Source organism: Paracoccus pacificus (genome assembly GCF_042680785.1).
Classification (GTDB): Bacteria; Pseudomonadota; Alphaproteobacteria; order Rhodobacterales; family Rhodobacteraceae; genus Paracoccus; species Paracoccus pacificus.
Genome location: NZ_JBHUEN010000043.1, coordinates 83,090 through 106,990 on the forward strand (window position 1 = coordinate 83,090; position 23,901 = coordinate 106,990).

The window sequence follows — 23,901 nt, forward strand, 5'->3', positions numbered from 1 at the left end:
TGCCGTCATCAACAGCCGAAAGACCCGGTCCTTGACAAATCCCCCACCCCGCCGCACCCGCTCGCAACTTCCTGCCCGGCTGGCGGCCCTTGCCATGTTGGCCGGGGCCGGGGGGCTGTGCTGGCTGGGGGCGACGCAGGCCGCCGGCTATATCGAGGATATATCGAACAAGCAGGTGACGCAGGTCTTGCGCCAAGGCGGTTTCGACTGGGTTTCGGTCAAGACCGACGGCCTGCAAGTGCAGCTGACCGGCGAGGCACCGTCCGAGGCGCTGCGTTCGCGCGCGGTGGCGCAGGCCGGCAGCGCGGTCGAACAGAACCGCGTGGTTGACGACATGACCGTCAAACCGCGTGAGGCCATCGCGGCGCCGGCCTTCTCGGTCGAGTTTCTTCGCAACGACAAGGGCGTGTCCCTGATCGGGCTGGTACCGGCCGACACCGACCGCAAGTCCATCGTCGCGGCCCTGTCGCTGTCGGCCGGGCAGGGCAAGGTCGCCGATCTGCTGGAAGCCGCCGACTATCCCACGCCGCCCGGCTGGCGCGAGGCGCTTGATTTCGGGCTGGCGGCGGTAAAGGCGCTGCCGCGCACCAAGGTCTCGGTCTCGGCCGGAAAGGTCGAGATCACCGCGATCACCGACAGCGCCGAGGAAAAGGCCCGGATCGAGGCCGATCTGACCGGCAAGAAGCCGCGCTCGGTCACGCTGGTCACCGACATCAGCGCGCCGCGCCCGGTGATCGCGCCGTTCACGCTGCGTTTCGTCATCGACGACAAGGGGCCGCGTTTCGACGCCTGCGCCGCCGACACCGAAGACGCCCGGACCCGCATCCTGCGTGCGGGGACCGAGGCCGGGGTGAAGGGCGCGCCGGATTGCGTGCTGGGGCTTGGGGTGCCGACGCCAGACTGGGCCAAGGCCGCGGTGCCGGCGATTCAGGCGCTGGCGGAACTGGGACGGGGGGATGTCACGCTGTCGAATGTCGACATCACGCTGCACGCGCCCGCGTCGGTCAAGCAAGAGGATTTCGACAAGGCCATCGGGCGGCTGCAAAGCGCGCTGCCCGATGTGTTCGACCTGACCGCCAATCTGGACGCGCCCGCCGTGCAGGAACCCGACCCGGCGACATTCACCGCCCATTCGCCTGGCGACGGCACCATCACGCTGGACGGCACGATCACCGATGACCGCATGCGCGAAACGGTCGAATCGCTGGCCCGGTCGCGGTTTTCGCGGGTGAATTCGACCTTGCGCAGCGATCCTTCGGTCCCGGACGGCTGGACGATCCGTGCCATCGGCGCGCTCGAGGCGCTTGCCGATCTGGAAAGCGGCATGGTCACGGTCAGCCCGGACATGGTGCGTCTGGACGGGGTGTCGGGCAGCCGCACGGCATCCGACACGGCGGCGCGGATCCTGTCGCGGCGTCTGGGCGAGGGCGCCCGCTATGAGCTTGCCATCGGCTATGACCGCAGGCTCGACCCGATGCTGGGCCTTCCCAGCGGCACCCAATGCGTCGACCGGCTGAACAACGTCATGGCCGAAAGCGAGATCGGGTTCGAGCCCGCCAAAAGCGAGATTTCGGGCGATCCCAAGGCGACGCTGGCGCGGCTGACCGAGGCCATGGACCAATGCGACGATTTCCAGATGGAGATCGGCGGCCATACCGATTCGCAGGGCAGCGAGGATTTCAACCAGAAGCTTTCGGCCGGACGGGCCGAGGCGGTTCTGCGCGCGATGGCGGGTGCGGGCATCAATACCGCCAATCTGACCGCGCGCGGTTACGGCGAAAGCCATCCCGTTGCCACCAATGAGACCGACGCCGGGCGCGAGGCGAACCGGCGGATCGAGTTCCGGCTGCTTTCCGAAGCCCCGGTCACGGCGAGCGCGCCGAAACCTGCCCCGGTCGTGTCCGGCGTCACCATTGACCAGAAGGCCCCGACGAAACCGCCGCCCGAACTGGAGATTCTGCCGCCCCTGACCACGCCCCTTGCGCAAGAGCTGATCTCGCCGGCCGATATTCCGGCGGCGGATAGCGAGCCGGATGCGCCGCTTGACGCCGAAGGCGCCGCCAAGGCCGAGGCCGAGGCCGATGCTATCGCCGAGGAAGAGGCCAAGCGCCTGCCGGTCTGGACCCCGGGGCCGCGCACGCCGCGGCCGCAGGCAAGACCGGACGACGCGCCGGCCATGAACGACGTGAGCGATGGGGACGGCGGGAATGAAGGGACCGACGCCGGGCTGGTCGACGACACGGAAACGACGGAATAGGCAGCAAGGGATCCGGCATGAACAGAACCGAATTCATCACCGCAACGGCGATCATCCTGTTTGCGACGTTCGTTCTGGGCTGGATCGCCTCGTGGATATTTCACCGGCTGACCCGGGTGACCCGGGCCGATATGAGCCAGCTCGACAATCTGGCACGCGAATTGCATGACGCCGAGGAGGCCCGCGATCAGGCCGTCGCCGATCTGGAAGCGGCCGAGAGCCGGATCAAGGTCCGCCTGACCGAGGTCGAGGGCGAGCTTCAGGCGTCGACCGAGGCGCTGGGCGAAAGCCGCGCCGAGGTCGAGGAATTGCGCGCCTATATCGAACGGCGTCTGGCGCGGCAGCAGCCGCCCGGCGCGCGCCCCTGACCCCGGCTTTCCCGGCCCGCGTTTGTCCCGGCCCGCATCTATCACCGACCCCACTTATCACCGACTGCACTTATCCCCGACTGGCGCGGCTGATAGGCTGACGGAGTGATCGACCGGCTGAACATGTTCATGGTGCTGGCTCGGACGCGGCATTTCGGCCGCGCGGCCGAGGAACTGGGCATCACCCAGCCCACCCTTTCGACGGCCATTCGCGCGCTGGAGGATCAACTGGGCGCGCGGCTGATAAGCCGGGGCAGCCGGTTTCAGGACCTGACCCCCGAGGGCGAGCGGGTGCTGGACTGGGCGCGCCGCATCGTGGGCGATGCCCGCACCATGCAGGCCGAGCTGCGCGCCGGCCGCGAAGGGCTGACCGGGCGGCTGCGTCTGGGCGTGATCCCGACGGCGATGCCGCGTGTGGCGACGCTGACCGCGCCGTTTCTGGACCGTCACCCGGGCGCCGCCGTCTCGATCCTCTCGCGTTCCTCGGACGAGATCCGGCACGAGATCGCCGCGCTCGAACTCGACGCCGGGCTGACCTATCTGGACAGTGAGGCGCTGGGCCGGGTGCAGGTGCAGCCCCTGTATCGCGAATCCTATTGCCTGATCGACGGCGGTGACCGCGACGGCAAGTCCGGTCCGGTGACCTGGGCCGAGGCCGCCGCCCGGCCGCTGTGCCTGCTGACCCCCGACATGCAGAACCGCCGCATCGTCGACCGCCATCTGGGCGATGCCGTCACCGGGCCGCGGGTCGAAAGCAATTCCATGCTGGCGATCCTGTCGCATGTCGCCAAGGGCGATTGGGCGACGGTTCTGCCGCGCGCCGTGGCCGTGGGCATGTCGCTGCCGGCCGGGGTCAGGGCCCGCGATCTGCCCGGGCAAGGGCATCTGATCGGACTGGTCGTCGCCGATAAGGAACCGCAATCGCCCATCATCGAGGCGCTATTAAGGATCGCCCGTGAAATCGGCTCTATTGATTGAAGTTTTCAATTGAACCACGGTAAGTCGCGATTGATATGACTATCGTTGCGCCGTTACAATGCACTTCGTTCGTTAGCCCGAGAGCCAGCCAAAGATGCCGAAATTCAAGGCCGAAGACGCCGACAAGCCCAAAGCTCAGGCCGCGATGCCGCCGATCGACCCCGAGATGGCCGCGCGTCTGAATGAAATCATCGCGACCCACGCCGGGCGCGAAGGTCCGCTTTTGCCGATTCTGCACGACATTCAGGCCGAATACGGGTTCATCCCCGAGCCGGTGCAGCCGCGCATAGCGGTGGCGCTTGGCATGACCCGGGCCGAGGTTCATGGCGTCGTCACGTTCTATCACGATTTTCGCGCCGAGCCCGCCGGCGCCCATGTCCTGCGCCTGTGCCGCGCCGAGGCCTGCAAGTCCATGGGTGCCGATCAGCTTGCCGCCCAGGTCCGGAAGGCGCTGGGGATCGACTGGCATCAGACCACCGCCGACGGGCGGATCACGCTCGAGCCGGTGTTCTGCCTTGGGCTTTGCGCCTGCGCGCCCTCGGCGCAGCTGGGTGACCGGCTGATCGGACGGGCGGATGCGGCCGATCTGGTGGCCATGGCGCAGGAGGGACGCTGATGCGGATCTGGGTACCCATCGACGCAGCCGCCCGCGCCCTTGGCGCCGACGCGGTTGCTGCCGCCGTTCTGGCCGAGGCCGAGCGGCGCGGCGAAACCGTCGAAATCGTCCGCAACGGGACGCGGGGCATGATCTGGCTGGAGCCGTTGGTCGAGGTCGAGCGCGACGGCGCCCGCCATGGCTTCGGGCCGATGACGCCCGCGGATGTGGGGCAATTATGGGATGGCGGATCACTGGCTTTGGGGCCGGTCGACGACATCCCGTGGATACGCGACCAACAGCGCCTGACCTTTGCCCGTGTCGGCCTTACCGATCCGCTTTCCTTCGCGGAATATGAAGCGAACGGCGGTATGGCCGGGCTGCGGGCCGCACGCGCGGCGGGGCCGGCGGCGACGGTTCAGATGGTCACCGATTCCGGTTTGCGCGGCCGCGGCGGCGCCGGTTTTCCGACCGGGATAAAGTGGAAAACCGTGGCCGGGGCCAAGGCGGCGCGGAAATATGTCATCTGCAACGCGGATGAGGGCGACAGCGGCACATTCGCCGACCGCATGCTGATGGAGGGCGATCCCTTCTGCCTGATCGAGGGGATGGCGATCGCGGCTTTCGCCGTCGGGGCCGCGCAAGGCTATGTCTATATCCGCAGCGAATACCCCGACGCGATCCGCGCCATGGAAAGCGCCATACGCATCGCGCGGCAGAACGGGTTGCTGGACCGGTCGCCGGACGGCGATACGGCCTTTGACATGGAGGTGCGGGTCGGCGCGGGCGCCTATGTCTGCGGCGAGGAAACCAGCCTTCTAAACAGCCTTGAAGGTAGGCGCGGCGTCGTCCGCGCCAAACCGCCGCTGCCGGCATTGCAGGGTTTTCTGGGACGGCCGACGGTGGTCAACAACGTGCTGTCGCTGGCGGCGGTGCCGTGGATCATGGCCAATGGCGCCGCCGCCTATGCGGATCTGGGCATCGGCCGGTCCAAGGGCACCATGCCGATCCAGATCGCCGGGAACGTCCGCTATGCGGGGCTGTACGAGGCGCCTTTCGGCATGACGCTTGGCCAGATCGTGAACGAGATCGGCGGCGGCACGGCCAGCGGCCGCCCGGTCAAGGCGGTGCAGGTCGGCGGTCCGCTGGGCGCCTATATTCCCCCCGACCAGTTCGACACGCCCTTCGGCTATGAGGAGCTGGCCGGCAAGGAGGGGCTTCTGGGTCATGCCGGGATCGTGGTCTTTGACGACACCGCCGACATGCTGGAACTGGCCCGTTTCGCGATGGAGTTCTGTGCGGTCGAAAGCTGCGGCAAATGCACGCCCTGCCGGATCGGCAGCATCCGCGGCATCGAGACCATCGACCGGATCGCCGCCGGGGAAACCGAGGCGGTCGCGATCCTCACCGATCTTTGCAACACGATGAAATGGGGCAGTCTTTGCGCCCTCGGCGGCTTCGCGCCCTATCCGGTGATGTCCGCCCTGACCCATTTCCCGGATGATTTCACCGACCGCAGCGGCTTTGACAGACGCCGGCGGATGGAGGCAGCAGAATGAAAGATTTCATCATCCCCCCGAAAGACTGGTCCCGCGACATGGGCACACCCGCGATCCGTTCCGATCAGCACGTCACGCTGAGCGTCGACGGGCTGTCGGTAACGGTCCCGACAGGCACCTCGGTTCTGCGCGCGGCGGCCGAGGCCGGGATCACTATCCCCAAGCTGTGCGCCAGCGACAATCTTGAGGCGTTCGGGTCGTGCCGGGTCTGTGTGGTCGAGATCGAGGGCATGCGCGGCACGCCCGCCAGTTGCACCACACCCGTCGCCGAGGGCATGGTCGTCCACACCCAGACCGACGCGATCAGCCGCATCCGCCGCGGCGTGGTCGAACTGTATATGTCCGACTATCCGCGCGATGCGCTGGCATGCAATGCGCTGGCGGATTCGGAACTGCACGCGGTCGCCTCGGCCGTGGGCCTGCGCGATGTGCGCTATACCGAAGGGCGCAACCACCAGCGCTATCCCGGCAATGCCGAGGGCCTGCCGCTGGACGCATCGAACCCCTATTTCACCTTCGATCCCTCGAAATGCATCGTCTGTTCGCGCTGCGTGCGGGCCTGCGAGGAGGTGCAGGGCACGTTTGCGCTGACCATCGCCGGGCGGGGATGGGACAGCCATGTTTCGGCCGGGATGGCCAGCGATGATTTCCTGTCCTCGGATTGCGTAAGCTGCGGCGCCTGCGTGCAGGCCTGCCCGACCGACGCGCTGCTGGAAAACACCGTGATCCAGACCGGCACGCCGGAACATGTGGTCAAGACCACCTGCGCCTATTGCGGCGTGGGCTGTTCCTTCGATGCCCATATGCGTGGCGAAACCGTGGTCAAGATGGTGCCCAGCAAGGACGGCAAGGCCAATCGCGGCCATAGCTGCATCAAGGGGCGGTTCGCGTGGGGCTATGCCACCCATGCCGACCGGGTGCTGAACCCGATGATCCGCGACCGGATCGAGGATCCGTGGCGCGAAGTCGGCTGGGACGAGGCGATCAGCTTTGCCGCCGACAAGATGCGGGGCATTCAGGCCAAATATGGCCGCGATTCGGTGGGGGTCATCACCTCCAGCCGCTGCACCAACGAGGAAACCTTTCTGGTCCAGAAGCTCGCCCGCGCGGTCTTTGGCAACAACAATACCGATACCTGCGCCCGGGTCTGCCACTCGCCGACCGGGTACGGGCTTCGGACGACGTTCGGCACCTCGGCCGGGACGCATGATTTCGACAGCGTCGAGCACACCGATCTGGCGCTGATCATCGGCGCCAACCCGACCGATGGGCACCCAGTCTTTGCCAGCCGCCTGCGCCGCCGGATGCGGCAGGGCGCGAAGGTCATCGTCATTGATCCGCGCCGCATCGACATTCTGGAAAGCCCGCATATGGCGGGTGGGATGCACCTGCCGCTGCGGCCCGGCACGAACGTGGCGGTGCTGACCGCCATCGCCCATGTGATCGCGGCCGAGGGGCTTTATGACGAGGCCTTCATCCGCGCCCGCTGCGACTGGGACGAATTCGCCGCCTACCGCGCGTTCCTGCTGGACCCGCGCCATGCCCCGGAAGAGGTCGAAAAGACCTCGGGCGTGCCGGCCGATCTGATCCGGCAGGCGGCCCGGCAATATGCGGCGGCGCCCAACGGCTCGATCTATTACGGGCTGGGGGTGACCGAACATTCGCAGGGCTCGACCACGGTGATGGCGATCGCGAACCTTGCCATGATGTGCGGCAATATCGGGCGCCCGGGGACCGGGGTGAACCCGCTCCGCGGCCAGAACAACGTGCAGGGGTCGTGCGACATGGGGTCGTTCCCGCATGAATACCCCGGTTATCGCCACGTGACCGACCCGGAAACCCGGCGCATCTATGAAGCCGCATGGGGCGTGCCGCTGTCGGATGAACCGGGCCTGCGCATCCCCAACATGTTCGACGCCGCCCTTCAGGGCCGCTTCAAGGGGCTTTATTGTCAGGGCGAGGACATCCTGCAATCCGATCCCGACACGCGCCATGTCAGCAAGGCCTTGTCCAGCATGGAATGCGTCATCGTGCATGACCTGTTCCTGAACGAGACCGCGAACTATGCCCATGTCTTCCTGCCGGGGTCGAGCTTTCTGGAAAAGGACGGCACCTTCACCAATGCGGAACGGCGGATCAACATGGTGCGCCGGGTGATGTCGCCCAAGAACGGTTATGCGGACTGGGAAATCACCCAGTTGCTGGCCAATGCGCTGGGCGCCGGCTGGGACTATACCCATCCGTCCGAGATCATGGATGAGATCGCCATGACCACGCCCAGTTTCGCGGGCGTCAGCTATGACCTTCTGGATCGCGAGGGTTCGGTGCAATGGCCGTGCAACGCCAAGGCGCCCCTTGGCACGCCGATCATGCATGTGGACGGTTTCGTGCGCGGCAAGGGCCATTTCGTGCACACGGAATATGTCGCGACCGACGAACGCACCGGCCCGCGTTATCCCTTGTTGCTGACCACCGGGCGGATACTGTCGCAGTATAACGTCGGCGCCCAGACACGCCGCACCGCGAATTCGCTCTGGCACCCCGAGGACGTGCTGGAAATCCATCCGTCGGATGCCGAGAACCGGGGCCTGCGCGATGGCGATTGGGTGCAGCTTGCCAGCCGTGCGGGCGCGACCTCGCTGCGGGCGAAAATCACCGAAAGGGTGGCGCCGGGGGTGGTTTATGCCACCTTCCACCACCCCCAGACCCAGGCCAATGTCGTGACCACCGACAATTCGGACTGGGCGACGAACTGCCCGGAATACAAGGTCACCGCCGTGCAGGTCAGCGCCTCGAACGGCCCGACCGAATGGCAGTCGGAATACGCGGCCCTGACCGAACGTGCGCGGCGGGTGCTTCCCGCCGCAGAATGAGAGTGGCCTGATGAGGGGCCGAATGGGGGATCGGCGGTGAAGGACGTGGCTGGACGCGCCCCCGCACGGCGTTGGCGGGCCGGGCACTGGGTGGATGACGCCGCCCCGGACTGCCCGCGCGAATGGCCGGTCGCGATCGTCATCGACGGCGCGACACAGGCGGTCCTGATGGCAACGCCGGCCGATCTGCATGATTTCGCGCTTGGCTTCGCGCTGACCGAGGGGGTGATCGCGTCAACGGATGAGGTCACCGCCTTCGAGGAGGCCCGGCTTGATACCGATCATGGCCCCGCCGCCGAGGCGCGGCTGTGGCTGGCCCCCGGTCACGCCGCCCGTCTGGCCGAGCGGCGGCGCAGCATGGTCGGGCCGGTCGGCTGCGGTCTGTGCGGCGTCGACAGCATCAGCGCGGCTTTGCCGGAGGTGGTGCGGGTCCGTGGCGGTCTTAGCCTGTCGCCGCAGCAGATCGGACCGGCGATGCAGGCGCTTTCCGACGGGCAGGTCTTGAATGCCGAACGCCCCGGCATCCATGCGGCGGGCTGGTGGATACCCGGGCAACCGGCCTTGGTGCGCGAAGATGTGGGCCGGCATAACGCGCTGGACAAGCTCGCCGGCGCCCTTGCGCGCGATGGCGTCGGCGACGGCGTCGGCGACGGGGGCGCGGGTGCCGTGGTCATGTCCTCGCGCCTGTCGGTCGATCTGGTCCAGAAATGCGCCCGTATCGGTGCCCCGGTCCTGATCGGCGCAGGTGTCGCAACCGAACTGGCGATCGCCTGGGCCGAGGCCGCCGGCATCACCCTGATCGCCCGCGCCAGACGCGGCGATTTTGAGCTTTTCACCCATCCGCAACGGATCAAGGAATAACGGATCAAGGAATGACGATGCAGAACGACAAGCTGATCCGCATGGCGAACCAGATGGCCGATTTCTTCCGCAGCCAGCCCGGTAGCGACGCGGCCAAAGGCGTGGCGGCGCATATCAACGATTACTGGACCTATCAGATGCGCCGGGATTTTCTGGATCTGCTGAGCCGGGGCGCAGAAGGCGCCGATCCGCTGGTCGTGCAGGCCGGCGCCTATATCGACATACCCGATTCCGGTGCCCCCGGCGCGGCGCGGGATGAGGGCGCGGCGCGGGGCGACGGCGCAGATTCCTGATCGCTGTCGCTTGCGCGATTCGGGGCTGCGTCCTATGTGCAAAGACATGCGCATCCCGTTTTTGAATCGTCACCCGACCGTATCCGTCATTCGCCTGCAAGGCACCATCGGCATTCCGGGCAGGGGCGGTTCCGCCGCGCTGTCCGACGCCACGCTCGCCCCGGTGCTCGAGCGTGCCTTCCGCCGCAAAAAGCCGGTGGCTGTGGCGATCGCGCTGAACTCGCCCGGCGGATCGCCCGTGCAGTCCAGCCTGATCGCCGCCCGCATCCGGTGCCTGTCCGAAGAGCGTGGCGTTCCCGTGCATGCCTTTGTCGAGGATGTGGCGGCTTCGGGCGGCTATTGGCTGGCCACCGCAGCCGATCATATCTGGGCCGACGAAAGCTCGGTCCTAGGGTCCATCGGCGTGATCTCGGCCGGGTTCGGCCTGTCCGACTTCATCACCCGCCACGGCATCCAGCGCCGCGTCCACACCGCCGGCCGGTCCAAGTCGATGCTGGACCCGTTTCGCCCCGAAAAGCCCGAGGATGTCGCGCGGCTGCAAGCGATCCTTAACCCGATCCACGATGCGTTCAAGGCGCAGGTCCAGTCGCGGCGCGGCGGCAAACTCGCCACCGATCGCGACCTGTTCACCGGCGATATCTGGACCGGGCGGCAGGCGATTGATCTCGGCCTGGCCGACGGCATTGCGCATCTGGTGCCGAAAATGAAAGAATTGCACGGCAAAGATGTGAATTTCGCGGTATACGGGATGCGGCGTCCACTTCTGGGGCGTCTGGGCCTGTCGGCCGAATCTCTGCTGGATGCGGCAGAGGACCGGGCGGTCTGGCAACGGACAGGGGTGGGAAGCTGATGCTTAAGATCGTGATCGTATTTCTTTTGGTGATGGTGGGGATTGCGGTTGTCGCCGGACCCGGTTTCCGCCGCCTGATCGCGCGCTGGCTGGGTCTGCCGGTGCCGCCGCTGCCGTCGGCGCGGATCAGCCGGATCAGCCGCAGGCGCGACAACCGCTAAGGGTATGGCGCCGGTCGTGGGGCCGCTTATCGGATTCGGCCCGCCCGCCTTTCCATGATATTCGCCGCCGACGTCCCGGGGATTGCGGTTCGCGCGGCCTTGCTGATACGGAACGCGCGGTGCTGCTCGGTTCCCGCAGCGCGAGGCCCGCGGGGCGTGGCCCCGGTCCGTTCGGGCGCTGGCGAAGCGATTGATCCGTGTGGATGCCGGCCACCTTCCGCGCCAGCCGATAGCCGATCCCGCGGTGCGGAATGACGCGGTGCAGCAAGGAAAGCCCGCACTTGTCCACCAGAGCCCGCAGTTTAACAAACCCGTCATGAATCTTCGTTGAGATTCAGGCCGTTGTCTGTATCAGAAAATTTTTCGTTTAGAATCAATGGGCTTAACAGTTGCACAAAAAACAGGCAATTTAACGGCGCGCGAGGATTTCTTAAGGATTCCGCATCAGGATTCGGCTTATCCGCAAACTTATCCACAGATTCCGTGGACAGGATTCGGGTTGCGCCGGCTTGCAGAAGATTGCAGCGATCACCAGAATCACCGTTATGACAGAATCTCCCCCCCTCACCGGTACCGCGCTGATCCAAAGCCAGTTGCGCGGCCTTGACTCGAGCCCCGGCGTTTATCGGATGCTGAACGCGCAAGGGGCGGTCCTTTACGTCGGCAAGGCGCGTAACCTGCGGGCGCGGGTGTCGAACTATGCCCGCCCGACCGGGCATTCGGGGCGGATCGCACGGATGATCCGCGAAACCGCCAGCATGATGTTCCTGACCACGCGCACCGAGACCGAGGCGCTGCTTCTGGAACAGAACCTGATCAAGCAGCTGAAACCGCGCTACAACGTGCTGCTGCGCGATGACAAATCCTTTCCGAACATCCTTGTCGCCAAGTCGCATCCCTTCGCGCAGATCAAGAAACACCGCGGCGCGAAAACCGAGGTTGGCGATTACTACGGACCTTTCGCCAGTGCCGGCGCGGTCAACCGCACGCTGAACCAGCTACAGCGGGTGTTTCTTCTGCGTTCCTGCACGGATGCGACCTTTGCTTCGCGCACCCGGCCTTGCCTGCTTTACCAGATCAAGCGGTGCAGCGCGCCCTGCGTCGGCCGGATCGATCTGGAGGATTACCGGGCGTTGGTGGAGGATGCCGAGCAGTTCCTGAAAGGCCGGACCACCCGCATTCAGGCCGATCTGGCGCGCGAGATGGCGCAGGCCGCCGAGGCGATGGAATATGAGCGCGCGGCCGCGCTGCGCGACCGGATCAAGGCGCTGACCGCCGTGCAAAGCAGTCAGGGCATCAACCCCCAGACGGTGCCCGAGGCCGATGTCGTCGCGCTGTACATGGACGGCGGTCAGGCCTGCGTTCAGGTGTTCTTCATTCGCGGCAACCAAAGCTGGGGCAACCGCGACTTTTATCCCCGGCTGGGCGGGACGGAATCACCCGCCGAGGTGATGGAGGCGTTTCTGGCGCAGTTCTATGACGACAAGGTGCCGCCGCGGCTGATCCTGTTGTCCGACGCGCCCGAGGATGCCGATCTGGTCGGCAATCTGCTGAGCGAACGGGCCGGGCGCAAGGTGACGCTCGGCGTGCCGCGTCGCGGCGAAAAGGCGGAACTGGTCGAGAATGCCCGCCGGAACGCCCGCGAAAGCCTTGCGCGGCGGATGTCGGAAAGCGCGACCCAGCAACGCCTGCTGGCCGGTCTGGCCGAGGCCTTCGATCTGCCGGGGCCGCCGCAGCGGATCGAGATTTACGATAACAGCCATATTCAGGGCACGAACGCCGTCGGCGGCATGGTCGTCGCGGGCCCCGAGGGCTGGATCAAAAGCCAGTATCGCAAATTCAACATCAAGGGCACCGAGATAACCCCCGGCGACGATTTCGGGATGATGAAAGAGGTGCTGACGCGGCGGTTTTCGCGGCTGTTGAAGGAAGATCCCGACCGACAGGGCGATACCTGGCCCGACCTGCTGCTGATCGACGGCGGCGCCGGTCAGGTCGGCGCCGTGTCTGAAATCATGGCCGATCTGGGGGTCGAGGATATCCCGGTCATCGGCGTGGCCAAGGGTCAGGACCGGGATCACGGCAAGGAAGAATTCTACCGCCCCGGCAAACGCCCGTTCGCGCTGCCGATGAATGATCCGGTGCTGTATTTCATCCAGCGGCTGCGGGACGAGGCGCATCGCTGGGCGATCGGCACCCACCGCGCCAAGCGCGCCAAATCGGTCATGGCCTCGCCATTGGACGAGATCCCGGGCGTGGGCGCTTCGCGAAAACGCGCGCTTTTGGCGCATTTCGGCTCGGCCAAGGCGGTCAGCCGGGCGGGACTGGCCGATTTGCAGGCGGCGCCCGGGATTTCCGAGGCGATGGCGCGGACCATCCACGATTATTTCAACGACCGGGGATAGGCGTCGGGTCGGGCACGACTCCGGGGGTTTCACACCCCCGGACCCCCGTGGGATATTGGTTCAAGGAAGATGCCACGATGTCGGGTAAGGCGCTAGATTCTGATCAACCGGGCGCCGGGCAAGCGTTCGATCAGTCCCTGAAGCTCGAGATTGAGCAGAGCCTGCGCGAGTTCCGCCGGCGTCAGGCCGAGGTCGCGCAGGATCATCGATTCCTCGGTCGGGGCGGCGCCGAGCCGTTCGAGGATTTTTTCGGGTGAGGTTTCGGCCGCGGCGACGGATCCGGGCTGTTCCGGGGCCAGTGTCCGTGGTTCCTCGGCCATCGGGGCCGTGGCGGTCGGCGGCGCGGCGTGTCCCAAGGCCTCGATCACGTCGGCGGCGTTTCTGACAAGCCGCGCGCCGTCACGGATCAGGGCGTTTGTGCCGGCGGAACGGGCATCCATGGGGTGACCGGGCACGGCCATCACCTCGCGCCCGTGATCCAGCGCATGGCGGGCGGTGATCAGGCTGCCTGATCGGTGCGCGGCCTCGATCACCACTGTGCCGCAGGCGACGCCGGCGATGATGCGGTTGCGCAGAGGGAAATGCCGGGCCTGCGGTTCGGTGCCCGGCGGCTGTTCGGTCACCAGCGCCCCGGTTTCGCAGATCGCATCGGCAAGCGCCCGGTTCTCGGGCGGATAGATGACGTCGATGCCCCCGGCCATGACCGCAATGGTTCCGTGATCCGTCGTGGCGCGGTGGGCGGCGGTGTCGATGCCGCGCGCAAGACCGGCGACGACACATATTTCCGCCCGCGCAAGACCACCCGCCAGCCCCGCCGCCATCCGCAGCCCAAGCGACGAGGCATTGCGCGCCCCCACCACGGCGACCATGGGACGCCCCAGCGCCTCGATCCGGCCGCGCACCCACAGCACCGGAGGCGCATCGGGCAATTCGCGCAGCAGTTCGGGATAATCCGGGCTATCCCAGCGGATCAGGGTCGCGCCCGCCTGCCGTCCGGCGCGCAATTCTGCCGCCGCCACGCCTTCGGGGCAGGGGGTGTAATCGCTCATGCCGGCGGCGCGTGCCATTTCGGGCAAAGCTTCGAACGCCGCCGGCGCCGAGCCGTTCTGTGCCATCAGCTTGTGGAAGGTGGCCGGTCCGACCCGACGGGATCGGATGAGCCGAAGCCAAAGCAGATCATCGCCCGCCGTCCCCAAGTCGGGGGTTTGGGACTTGAAGGAAAGCAGTCGCATCTGATCCGTCCCGGCCCATCCGTCCTGAACCGAGACTAACCACCGAAACCTTAATAAACGGTTAGCGCGGGCCGATCCCTATGCCGCCGATCCCTAGGCCGCCGAGCCGCCGACCGTCAGCCCGCCGATCATCAGCGTCGGCTGACCGACCCCGACCGGCACCCATTGACCCTGCTTGCCGCAGTTGCCGATGCCGGGATCAAGCCGCATGTCGTTCCCCACCGCCCGCACATGCTGAAGCGCGGTCGGCCCGTCGCCGATCAATGTGGCGCCCCGGATCGGGTCGCCGACCTTGCCGTTTTTGACCCGGTAAGCCTCGGTGCAGGAAAACACGAACTTGCCGTTGGTGATATCGACCTGACCGCCGCCGAAGCCGACCGCATAGATCCCGTCCTTGAGATCGGCCAGAATCGCGGCGGGATCAGCGTCGCCGCCGGGCATATAGGTGTTGGTCATCCGCGGCATCGGCGCGTGGGCGAAACTTTCGCGGCGGCCGTTCCCGGTCGCGGGCACGCCCATCAGCCGGGCGTTCAGCCGGTCCTGCATATAGCCGACCAGAATCCCGTCCTCGATCAGCACGTTGCGGCCGGGCGCCATGCCCTCGTCATCGACGTTGATCGAGCCCCGCCGGTCCGCGATCGTGCCGTCATCGACCACCGTGACACCGGGCGCGGCGACGCGCTGACCGACCAGCCCCGCGAAGGCCGAGGTCTTCTTGCGGTTGAAATCGCCTTCAAGCCCGTGGCCCACGGCCTCATGCAGCAGGATGCCGGGCCAGCCGGGGCCAAGCACCACATCCATCACCCCCGCCGGGGCCGGGACCGAGCGCAGGTTGACCAGCGCGATGCGCAGCGCCTCATCCACCAGAGGTTTCCAGTGCTCGGCCGAAATCAGCCCGTCCAGCGCGATCCGGCCGCCGCCGCCGGCATTGCCCGATTCGCGGCGCGAATTGCCCTCGACGATGACCGAGACGTTGATGCGCGACATCGGGCGGCTGTCCGAGGTCAGCACGTCCTCGGGGCGCAGGATGGCGATTTCCTGAAGCGCCGTGGCGATCGAGGCAGAGACCTGCACCACGCGCGGATCGAGCGCGCGGGCGTAGGCGTCGATTTCTCGCAGGCATTCGATCCGGGCCGGGAAACTGACCGTCTGGGCCGGGTCGGCATCGGCATAAAGCCGCATCGGATCGCCGCGATCCGGGGCCGCAGCCAACTGACCGCCGCCATTGCCGACGGCGAGCCGTGCGGTTTCGGCGGCGCGTTGCAGCGCGGGCACACTGATCTCGGTCGCATGCGCATATCCCGTTACCTCGCCCGCGACGGCGCGCAGCCCAAAGCCCTGACCGGCGTTGTAGCCGGCCGATTTGAGCCGCCCATCGTCAAACACCAGCGTTTCGTTCAGACTCCGCTCCAGAAACAACTCTCCGTCGTCGGCACCGGCCAGCGCCGCACGCAAAATCGCAAGCGCCTCGGCCCGATCGAGATGGTCGTCAAAGGGCGAAAAACGGTTACGGGGTGTTATCTGTGTCACGGCGAGCACCTGAATTGGGGTCAAATCGGTCATGGCGACGTCGCTATCACTTGTCGCCTGCGCTCTAATGTGGTTGTAAAATGCCCCATGGCAATGGGAAAGGGGCGGGGCCTCGGGCGCGCGCCTGGGCGGCACCGCATGACTGGCACCACGACCAAGGGGCAAACGGAATAGAATGATGGCATTTACAACAATGCGCCGCACGTTGACGGCAGGGGCAGCTTTCTTCGCAACCACCGTCATGGCGACGACGGTTTACGCACAAAGCGCCACAAAGGATGTGCTGAGCGGACTGCCCGTCATCGGCAAGCCCAAGGACGGCGGCACCGGTTTTCAGCCGGCCTCGACAAGTCTGGCGCAGGACCAGCAATGGCTGGATCACATGACGCTGATCATCATCAGTGCCATCACGCTTCTTGTCGTGGCGCTGTTGCTGATCGTCATCCTGCGCTTCAACGCCCGGTCTAACCCGGTTCCGGCCCGGTTCACCCATAACACGCCGCTGGAAATCGCCTGGACGCTGATCCCCGTGGTGATCCTGATCGTCATCGGTGTGTTCTCGCTGCCGATCCTGTTCAAATCGCAGGAAATGCCGAACGATCCCGATGTCGTCATCAAGGTCACCGGCCATCAGTGGTACTGGTCCTATGAGTATCCCGAAGACGGCATCGCCTTTGATGCGCTGCTGCTGGGCGAGGATGAGCTTGCCGCCGCCGGCTATTCCGAGGACGAGCATCTTCTGGCCGCCGACAACCCGATGGTCGTGCCGGTGGGCAAAAAGGTCCTTCTGCAGATCACCGGCGCCGACGTGATCCATTCGTGGACGATCCCGGCCTTCGCGATCAAGCAGGACGCGGTGCCGGGCCGCATCGCGCAGGCCTGGTTCGCGGTCGACAAGGAAGGCGTCTATTTCGGCCAGTGTTCGGAACTCTGCGGCAAGGACCACGCCTTCATGCCCATCGTGGTCAAGGCCGTCAGCCAAGAGAAATACGACGCGTGGCTGCAGGCGGCCAAGACCGAGTTCGCGGCCGATGCTTCGGATTATCTGCCGAAGCAGCCCGTACAGCTTGCGCAGAACTAAGGACCTGACATGACCGACCTGACGGCATTCGACGACAAGGCGCAACAGGGCGAGGCCGGATTCGGCGATTACGTCGCCCTGCTGAAGCCGCGCGTGATGTCGCTGGTCGTGTTCACGGCGATGGCGGGGATGTGGGTCGCGCCGGTCCATCTGCATCCCTTCGTGGCGTTTTGCGCGATCCTGTTCATCGCGCTTGGCGGCGGTGCCTCGGGCGCGCTGAACATGTGGTACGACGCGGATATCGACGCGCTGATGCGACGGACACGGGGGCGCCCGGTGCCCGCGGGTCGGATCGCGCCGGGCGAGGCGCTTGGCCTAGGGCTGGGTCTGTCGCTGATCTCGGTGGTGATGCTGGGCCTTGCCGCGAACTGGTTCGCAGCCGGCTTTCTGGCCTTCACCATCTTCTTCTACGCCGTCGTCTATACGATCCTGCTGAAACGCTGGACGCCGCAGAATATCGTCATCGGCGGCGCGGCGGGGGCATTTCCGCCGATGATCGGCTGGGCCTGCGCCACCGGCGGGATCAGCATCGAATCGCTTTTGATGTTCGCGGTGATCTTCTTCTGGACGCCACCGCATTTCTGGGCGCTGGCGCTGTTCACCAAGGCGGATTATTCCAACGCCGGCGTGCCGATGCTGACCGTCACCCACGGCCGGCGCGTCACCCGTATCCATATCTTCGTCTATACGCTGGTGCTGGCGGTGTTCGCCGCGGCGCTTGGCCTGACCTCGGTCGGCGGGCCGGTCTATTGGGCGGTGGCGGCCGTCCTGAACGCGATGTTCATTTTCGGCGGCTGGCGAATCCTGCGCCGGACCGACGCCGAATCCGAAGCCGACCGCCACAAGGTCGAAAAATCCTTCTTCACGCTGTCGCTGGTCTATCTGTTCGCGCTTTTCGCCGCGTTGATGGTGCAGCACAGCCTTGGCGCATATGGGCTGTTGTCATGAGCATGGCGTTCAATCGCGAACACGAGCTTCACCGCCGCCGCTTTGGCCGCAACATGGGGCTGCTGGTCGTGCTGCTGGCGTTCGTGGCGCTGGTTTTCGGTCTGACCGTGGTCAAGATCAGCGGCGGCGACAAGATGGAAGGGTTCGACCACCGGGCCGAAACCGAAGGCGGGCCCAAGCTGATGCGTATGGACGGATTGCCGCCGCCGAAGAATGCGGCACCCGGCGCCGTGGCACCCGGGGCTGCCACACAGACACCGCCAGCTTCAGGGGCTCCGCAAGCATCGGGGACGCCGCAATGAGCGCTGACAACGCCCGAAACCGGCGGACCGTGGTCTGGCTTTTGGCCGTCGTCGTGCTGATGGGCGCGGGGGCCTGGGCGGCGGTGCCGTTCTATAACTGGTTCTGCAAGGTCACCGGCTTTGCCGGGACACCGCAGCGGGTCGATACCGCATCCGACAAGATCCTGGACGAATATGTGACGGTGCGGTTCGACGCCAATATCGACGGCGATCTGCGCTGGACCTTCCGCCCGATGCAGCAGTCGATGAAGGTCCGGATCGGTGAAACCGGGCTGGCCTTTTACGAGGCCGTCAATCTGACTGACGAGCCGCTGACCGGCCGGGCGTCCTATAATGTCGCGCCGGATCAGGCCGGCGGATATTTCGACAAGATCGACTGTTTCTGCTTTACCGAGCAGACGCTGAAGCCGCGTCAGCGCGTGGACATGCCGGTCAGCTTCTTCGTCGATCCTGAAATCGTCAACGATGCGGATGCGCGCGGCATTCGCGACATCACCTTGTCTTATACATTCCATCTGTTTGAAAAGCCGGCCAGCAGCCAAGCCGCGCTGGACGTCAAGCCGACAGCAACCTACAACTAAGACCAGCCAGGAACATACAGCCGGGGACAGACATGGCGCATACCAAAAATCACGATTATCACATCCTGCACCCCTCGGTTTGGCCCTTTGTCGGGGCGGTTTCGGCCTTTGTGATGCTGTCCGGCGCCGTCGCCTGGATGAAAACCGACGGCATCAGCTTTCTGGGCTTCATACCCGCCTCGGGGCCGTGGCTGTTTCTGGTCGGCCTGCTGGGCGTTCTGTTCACCATGTTCGCGTGGTGGAGCGATGTCGTCCACGAAGGCGAGGTCGGCGATCACACCCCGGTCGTCCGCATCGGTCTGCGCTACGGCATGCTGCTGTTCATCATCTCCGAGGTGATGTTCTTCGCCGCATGGTTCTGGCTGTTCTTCAAGAACGCGATGTACCCGATGGGGCCGGAAAGCCCGCTCAAGGACGGCATCTGGCCGCCGGCGGGCACGGTTCCGTTCGACCCGTGGAACCTGCCGATCATCAACACGCTGGTGCTGCTGCTTTCGGGTGTGGCGGTGACCTGGGCGCATTATGCGCTGGTCCACGACAATGACCGCAAGACCTTTATCCGTGGTCTGGCCGTGGCGGTCGTGCTTGGCATGTTCTTCACCGCGCTTCAGGCTTACGAATACAGCCACGCGCCGGGCGGCTTCGGGACCAACCTTTACTGGGACGTCTTTTTCATGGCGACCGGGTTCCACGGTCTGCACGTGATCATCGGGACGATCTTTCTGATCGTCTGTCTGCTGCGCGGCATGAACGGCCAGATGACCCCGAAAGAACATGTCGGGTTCGAGGCGGCGGCCTGGTACTGGCACTTTGTCGACGTGGTCTGGCTGTTCCTGTTCGCCGTGGTCTATATCTGGGGCAGCTGATCCCCGGCCTGCCGGAAAATTCGGACGCGCGGGGCGTCGCAGCCTCGCGCGTTTTCATTTTGAACGGGAATGACGTGATGCTGCTGACTGGGTGCCAAAACCGCCGGGCCTTCGACCGGGACCCCGCCGCAAGAACCGCTGCGATGGTTGCGCGCCGCGCGGCCAATCAGATGGCTGCGACGGTCTGAGATGCGGCGAATCTGGGCTCCTCTGATATTCGGTATCGTCGGCTGCGCCATTCTGATCGGTCTGGGCGTCTGGCAGATCAAGCGGCTGGCGTGGAAGGAATCCATGCTGGCCGAGATGCAGTCCCGCATCGACGCCGCCCCGGTGCCGCTTCCCGCGCAGGTCGATCCGTCGATGAAATATGATCCGGTCTGGGTCAACGGCACCACCTCGGGCCCCGAGATCATGGTGGTCAGCGGCAGCCGCGAAACCGGCGGCGGCTATCAGGTCATCACCGCCTTCGATACCGATGACGGGCCGCGCATCCTTCTTGACCGCGGCTTCCTGCCCGAGGATCACCGCCGCGAAAAGCGGCCGCCGGTGGCGCTGACGGTGGTCGGCAATCTGCATTGGCCGGCCGAAAAATCCTCGACCACGCCCGATCCCAATCTGGATGAGAATATCTGGTTCGCGCGCGACGTCCCGGCGATGGCGCGGGCGCTGGGAACCGAACCGATCATGGTCGTCGCGGCCGAGATTCGCGGTGACACACAGGGCATCACCCCCGTGCCGCTGGGCGTTGAGGGGATTCCCAACAATCATCTGGAATATGCCGTCACATGGTTCATGCTTGCCGCCGTCTGGGCGGGGATGACAGTCGGGTTGATCTGGCGTATCAGGCGCAAACAATACTAGGGATCTTCGATGCAGTATATCTCGACCCGTGGCGCCGCCCCTGTTCTCGATTTCGAACAGGCGATGATGACGGGGCTGGCACGGGATGGCGGCTTGTATCTGCCGCAAGAGGTCCCGGTGCTGACGGCCGACCAGATCCGTGACCTGAACGGCCTTTCCTATGAACAGGCCGCGCTGCGGATCATCCGTCCCTTCATCGGCGACAGTTTTTCCGAGACCGAACTTCAGTCGGCGATCGGAAACGCCTATCGCGACTTTGGCCATGTGGCCCGCGCGCCGCTGACCCAGCTTCAGCCGGGGCATTTCCTGCTTGAGCTGTTCCACGGCCCGACGCTGGCGTTCAAGGATTTCGCGATGCAACTGATCGGCCAGTTGTTCCGCATTGCGCTGACCCGCAGCGGCCAGCGCATCACCATCGTCGGCGCGACCTCGGGCGATACCGGCTCGGCCGCGATCGAGGCGTTTCGGGGTTTGCCGAACGTCGATGTGTTCATCCTTTACCCGCATGGCCGGGTCAGCGAGGTGCAGCGCCGCCAGATGACCACGCCCGATGATACCAATGTGCATGCGCTGGCACTGACCGGTGATTTCGACGATTGTCAGGCGCGGCTGAAGGATCTGTTCAACGACCATGATTTCCGCGACCGGGTCGGGCTTGCGGGGGTGAATTCGATCAACTGGGCGCGGGTGCTGGCGCAGGTGGTCTATTATTTCACCAGCGCGGTCAGCCTTGGCGCGCCCGATCGTGAGGTCGATTTCACCGTGCCCACCGGCAATTTCGGCGACATCTTCGCGGGCGAGATCGCGCGCCGGATGGGGCTGCCGATCCGGCGGCTGGTGGTGGCGACCAATCAGAACGACATCCTGCACCGCGCGCTGGAAACCGGCGAATACCGCATGACCGGGGTCCAGCCCTCGATCAGCCCGTCGATGGATATTCAGGTCAGCTCCAACTTTGAACGGGCGCTGTATCTGGCTTATGGTGGCGATCCCGCGCCTGTCCGTCAGGTGATGGACGAGCTGAGGACCACCGGCGGCTTCACGATCAGTCAGGGGGCGCTTCAGGCGCTGCGCGAGACCTTCGCCTCGGGCCGTGCCTCCGAGGCCGAGACCGAGGCGACCATTCGCGCCACATTCGCCGAAACCGGCGAGGTCGTCTGCCCGCATAGCGCCGTCGCGATCAAGGTCGCGGCCGAACATCTGGACCCCGCCGTTCCGATGATCACGCTGGCCACCGCCCATCCGGCGAAATTCCCCGACGCGGTCGAAGCCGCGATGGGCCGCCGCCCCGATCTGCCGCCGCATATGAAGGCCCTGTTCGACCAGCCCGAGCGTATCACCCGGGTTGAAAACGACGCCGCCGCGCTTAAGTCGCTGATTCTTGAACGGAGAGCAGCATGAGCGTCGAACTGACCACCCTGTCCAATGGCCTGCGCATCGTCACCCGGCGGATGGACGGCCTTCACTCGGTTTCCATCGGGCTGTGGGTTTCGGCGGGCGGCCGGGATGAGCGGCTGGAACAGAACGGCATCGCGCATTTTCTGGAACATATGGCCTTCAAAGGCACCAAACGCCGCAGCGCCCTGCAAATCGCCGAGGCGATCGAGGATGTGGGCGGCTATCTGAACGCCTATACCTCACGCGATGTGACGGCCTATTACGCGCGGGTCCTGTCGGGCGATGTGGCGCTGGCGCTGGATGTGCTGGGCGATATCGTGCTGAACCCGACCTTCGAGATGCGCGAGATCGAAATCGAACGCGGCGTGATCCTGTCCGAAATCGGCCAGTCGCTGGACACCCCGGACGATGTGATCTTTGACTGGCTGCAAGAGGCCGCCTATCCCGATCAGGCGCTTGGCCGGACGATCCTTGGCCCGGCTGAACGGGTCTCGGCCTTCGGGCGCGAGGATCTGGTGCGGTTCGTCAGCGAACATTACGGCCCCGAGCACATCATCCTTTCGGCTGCCGGCGCCGTCGATCACGACGCTATCGTCCGCCACGCCGAACAGATTTTCGGCCATCTGACCCCTCTCGGCACCACGCCGCGGCAACCGGCCCGCTGGAAAGGCACCGAGCAGCGGCGCCAGAAAAAGCTGGAACAGGCTCATTTCGCGCTGGCTTTCGAGGGGCCCGGCTATAATGACCCCGAGTTCTATATCACGCAGGTCTGGACCTCGGCCCTGGGCGGGGGCATGTCCTCGCGTCTGTTCCAGAAAATGCGCGAAGAGCGGGGGCTGTGCTATTCGATCTTTGCGCAGTCGGGGTTCCACGACGATACCGGCATGGTCACCATCTATGCCGGCACCGGCGAAACCGATGTCGCCGAACTGGCCGCGCTGACCATTGACGAGATCCGCCGCTCGGCCGAGGACATGACCGCCGCCGAGGTCGAACGGGCCCGCACCCAGATCCGCGCCGGTCTGTTGATGGGGCTGGAAAGCCCGTCCGCGCAGGCGGAACGGATGGCGCGCGCCTTGGCAATCTGGGGCCGGGTGCCCGATCTGGCCGAGGTTGCGGCGCGGATCGAGGCGGTGGACGTCGCGGCGGTTCAGGATCACGCCCGCCGCCTGATCCAGCGCGCCCGCCCCGCGCTGGCGCTTTACGGCCCGATCCGGCGCGCGCCTTCGCGCGATGCGCTGGCGGAACGGCTTGCCGCCTGATGTTCTTCAGCCGTCGCCGTCCCGTCCGACTTGAAACCGAACGGATGGTGCTGCGCCTGCCGGAGCATTCGGATTTCAACGCCTGGACCGAGCTTCGGGCGCTTAGCCGGGGCTTTCTTGGCCCTTGGGAACCGGTCTGGGCCGCCGATCACCTGACCCGCAAATCCTTTACCCACCGGGTTTACTGGGCCGCCCGCGCCAGCCGGGCGGGCAACGCGCTGCCGTTGTTTCTGGTGCGCCGCGATGGCACGCTTCTGGGGGGGATCACGCTGGACAACATCCGCCGCGGCCCGGCGCAGTCGGGTACGCTGGGCTACTGGATCGGCCAGCCCCATGCGCGACAGGGCTATATGCGCGAAGCGATCGGGGCGCTGGCCGTCCACGCGTTTTCACAGATGGACCTCAGTCGGCTGGAGGCCGCCTGCCTGCCGGAAAACGCGGCCTCGCGCGGCGTGCTGGAACGGTCGGGTTTCAAATACGAGGGCGTTGCGCAAAGCTATCTTCAGATCAACGGGCGCTGGCGCAACCACGTTCTTTACGCCAATCTGCGCACTGACCGCCGTGGCCGCACCGACGTGCGCTGACACGCTGAACCCGACCCCGCCGCTTGTAACCCCCGCCGCTTTTAACCAAGGACCGT

The 23,901-nt window shown here is 65.6% G+C and carries 23 protein-coding genes; 20 read left to right on the forward strand and 3 right to left on the reverse strand.

The window, feature by feature from the left end:
* Positions 1-31 precede the first annotated feature (31 nt).
* The 10 genes from ACFSCT_RS12860 to ACFSCT_RS12905 all read left to right on the forward strand — a co-directional run bounded on the left by ACFSCT_RS12860 (position 32) and on the right by ACFSCT_RS12905 (position 10,795).
* Positions 32-2,257, forward strand: coding sequence for an OmpA family protein (locus tag ACFSCT_RS12860; RefSeq protein ID WP_379143336.1), 2,226 nt, complete (start codon positions 32-34; stop codon positions 2,255-2,257).
* A 17-nt stretch (positions 2,258-2,274) separates the two neighbouring features.
* Positions 2,275-2,625 (forward strand): hypothetical protein, encoded by a 351-nt coding sequence (locus ACFSCT_RS12865; RefSeq protein ID WP_379143338.1) that lies wholly within the window; start codon positions 2,275-2,277, stop codon positions 2,623-2,625.
* Between the two features lie 105 nt (positions 2,626-2,730).
* A complete protein-coding gene (locus ACFSCT_RS12870; RefSeq protein WP_379143339.1) occupies positions 2,731-3,603 on the forward strand; it encodes a LysR family transcriptional regulator in 873 nt (290 codons plus the stop codon).
* Between the two features lie 145 nt (positions 3,604-3,748).
* Positions 3,749-4,219, forward strand: a complete 471-nt coding sequence (locus ACFSCT_RS12875) for a formate dehydrogenase subunit gamma (protein ID WP_379144371.1) — start codon at positions 3,749-3,751, stop codon at positions 4,217-4,219.
* Positions 4,219-5,757, forward strand: coding sequence for an NADH-ubiquinone oxidoreductase-F iron-sulfur binding region domain-containing protein (locus ACFSCT_RS12880; protein WP_379143341.1), 1,539 nt, complete (start codon positions 4,219-4,221; stop codon positions 5,755-5,757). The genes ACFSCT_RS12875 and ACFSCT_RS12880 overlap by 1 nt, the downstream gene beginning before the upstream one ends.
* On the forward strand, positions 5,754-8,630 hold the full coding sequence (gene fdhF / locus ACFSCT_RS12885; RefSeq protein WP_379143342.1) for a formate dehydrogenase subunit alpha: 2,877 nt from the start codon (positions 5,754-5,756) through the stop codon (positions 8,628-8,630). Before ACFSCT_RS12880 ends, fdhF begins: the two co-directional genes overlap by 4 nt.
* Before the next feature lie 45 nt (positions 8,631-8,675).
* Positions 8,676-9,491 (forward strand): formate dehydrogenase accessory sulfurtransferase FdhD, encoded by an 816-nt coding sequence (gene fdhD, locus ACFSCT_RS12890; protein WP_379143344.1) that lies wholly within the window; start codon positions 8,676-8,678, stop codon positions 9,489-9,491.
* 11 nt (positions 9,492-9,502) lie between these two features.
* Entirely contained in the window at positions 9,503-9,784 is a 282-nt protein-coding gene (locus ACFSCT_RS12895; protein WP_379143346.1) for a formate dehydrogenase subunit delta, read from the forward strand.
* Between the two features lie 46 nt (positions 9,785-9,830).
* Positions 9,831-10,634 carry a S49 family peptidase gene (locus ACFSCT_RS12900; RefSeq protein WP_379143348.1) on the forward strand — a complete coding sequence of 268 codons (804 nt, stop codon included), beginning with the start codon at positions 9,831-9,833 and terminating at the stop codon, positions 10,632-10,634.
* Entirely contained in the window at positions 10,634-10,795 is a 162-nt protein-coding gene (locus ACFSCT_RS12905) for a hypothetical protein (RefSeq protein ID WP_379143350.1), read from the forward strand. The genes ACFSCT_RS12900 and ACFSCT_RS12905 overlap by 1 nt, the downstream gene beginning before the upstream one ends.
* 314 nt (positions 10,796-11,109) lie before the next feature.
* On the opposite strand, the gene ACFSCT_RS12910 is transcribed toward ACFSCT_RS12905, so the two are convergent.
* The gene (locus ACFSCT_RS12910) at positions 11,110-11,439 is read right to left on the reverse strand and encodes a hypothetical protein (protein WP_379144415.1); all 330 of its coding nucleotides are present in this window, start codon (positions 11,437-11,439) and stop codon (positions 11,110-11,112) included.
* On the opposite strand from ACFSCT_RS12910, the gene uvrC reads away from it, so the two are divergent.
* Positions 11,341-13,200 carry an excinuclease ABC subunit UvrC gene (gene uvrC / locus ACFSCT_RS12915; protein ID WP_379143352.1) on the forward strand — a complete coding sequence of 620 codons (1,860 nt, stop codon included), beginning with the start codon at positions 11,341-11,343 and terminating at the stop codon, positions 13,198-13,200. The two genes, ACFSCT_RS12910 and uvrC, sit on opposite strands and share 99 nt — an antisense overlap.
* Positions 13,201-13,292: 92 nt before the next feature.
* On the opposite strand, the gene dprA is transcribed toward uvrC, so the two are convergent.
* Both dprA and tldD read right to left on the reverse strand, forming a co-directional pair.
* A complete protein-coding gene (gene dprA, locus ACFSCT_RS12920; RefSeq protein WP_379143353.1) occupies positions 13,293-14,432 on the reverse strand; it encodes a DNA-processing protein DprA in 1,140 nt (379 codons plus the stop codon).
* A 93-nt stretch (positions 14,433-14,525) separates the two neighbouring features.
* Complete coding sequence (gene tldD, locus ACFSCT_RS12925) at positions 14,526-15,995, reverse strand: metalloprotease TldD (RefSeq protein ID WP_379143354.1); 1,470 nt, start codon at positions 15,993-15,995, stop codon at positions 14,526-14,528.
* Between the two features lie 208 nt (positions 15,996-16,203).
* Between tldD and coxB the strand changes: the two genes are divergently transcribed.
* The 9 genes from coxB to ACFSCT_RS12970 all read left to right on the forward strand — a co-directional run bounded on the left by coxB (position 16,204) and on the right by ACFSCT_RS12970 (position 23,845).
* On the forward strand, positions 16,204-17,043 hold the full coding sequence (coxB, locus tag ACFSCT_RS12930; protein ID WP_379144373.1) for a cytochrome c oxidase subunit II: 840 nt from the start codon (positions 16,204-16,206) through the stop codon (positions 17,041-17,043).
* Positions 17,044-17,052: 9 nt separating this feature from the next.
* Complete coding sequence (gene cyoE / locus ACFSCT_RS12935; RefSeq protein WP_379143356.1) at positions 17,053-17,991, forward strand: heme o synthase; 939 nt, start codon at positions 17,053-17,055, stop codon at positions 17,989-17,991.
* Positions 17,988-18,293, forward strand: a complete 306-nt coding sequence (locus tag ACFSCT_RS12940) for a hypothetical protein (RefSeq protein WP_379143358.1) — start codon at positions 17,988-17,990, stop codon at positions 18,291-18,293. The genes cyoE and ACFSCT_RS12940 overlap by 4 nt, the downstream gene beginning before the upstream one ends.
* Complete coding sequence (locus ACFSCT_RS12945; RefSeq protein ID WP_379143360.1) at positions 18,290-18,874, forward strand: cytochrome c oxidase assembly protein; 585 nt, start codon at positions 18,290-18,292, stop codon at positions 18,872-18,874. Before ACFSCT_RS12940 ends, ACFSCT_RS12945 begins: the two co-directional genes overlap by 4 nt.
* Before the next feature lie 32 nt (positions 18,875-18,906).
* Positions 18,907-19,740: a cytochrome c oxidase subunit 3 gene (locus tag ACFSCT_RS12950; RefSeq protein WP_379143362.1), complete on the forward strand. Its 834-nt coding sequence runs from the start codon at positions 18,907-18,909 to the stop codon at positions 19,738-19,740.
* A 189-nt stretch (positions 19,741-19,929) separates the two neighbouring features.
* Positions 19,930-20,601, forward strand: coding sequence for an SURF1 family protein (locus tag ACFSCT_RS12955; protein ID WP_379143363.1), 672 nt, complete (start codon positions 19,930-19,932; stop codon positions 20,599-20,601).
* Between the two features lie 9 nt (positions 20,602-20,610).
* A complete protein-coding gene (thrC, locus tag ACFSCT_RS12960) occupies positions 20,611-22,002 on the forward strand; it encodes a threonine synthase (RefSeq protein ID WP_379143364.1) in 1,392 nt (463 codons plus the stop codon).
* Positions 21,999-23,261: a M16 family metallopeptidase gene (locus ACFSCT_RS12965; RefSeq protein WP_379143365.1), complete on the forward strand. Its 1,263-nt coding sequence runs from the start codon at positions 21,999-22,001 to the stop codon at positions 23,259-23,261. The genes thrC and ACFSCT_RS12965 overlap by 4 nt, the downstream gene beginning before the upstream one ends.
* Complete coding sequence (locus tag ACFSCT_RS12970) at positions 23,261-23,845, forward strand: GNAT family N-acetyltransferase (RefSeq protein ID WP_379143367.1); 585 nt, start codon at positions 23,261-23,263, stop codon at positions 23,843-23,845. Before ACFSCT_RS12965 ends, ACFSCT_RS12970 begins: the two co-directional genes overlap by 1 nt.
* Positions 23,846-23,901 lie beyond the last annotated feature (56 nt).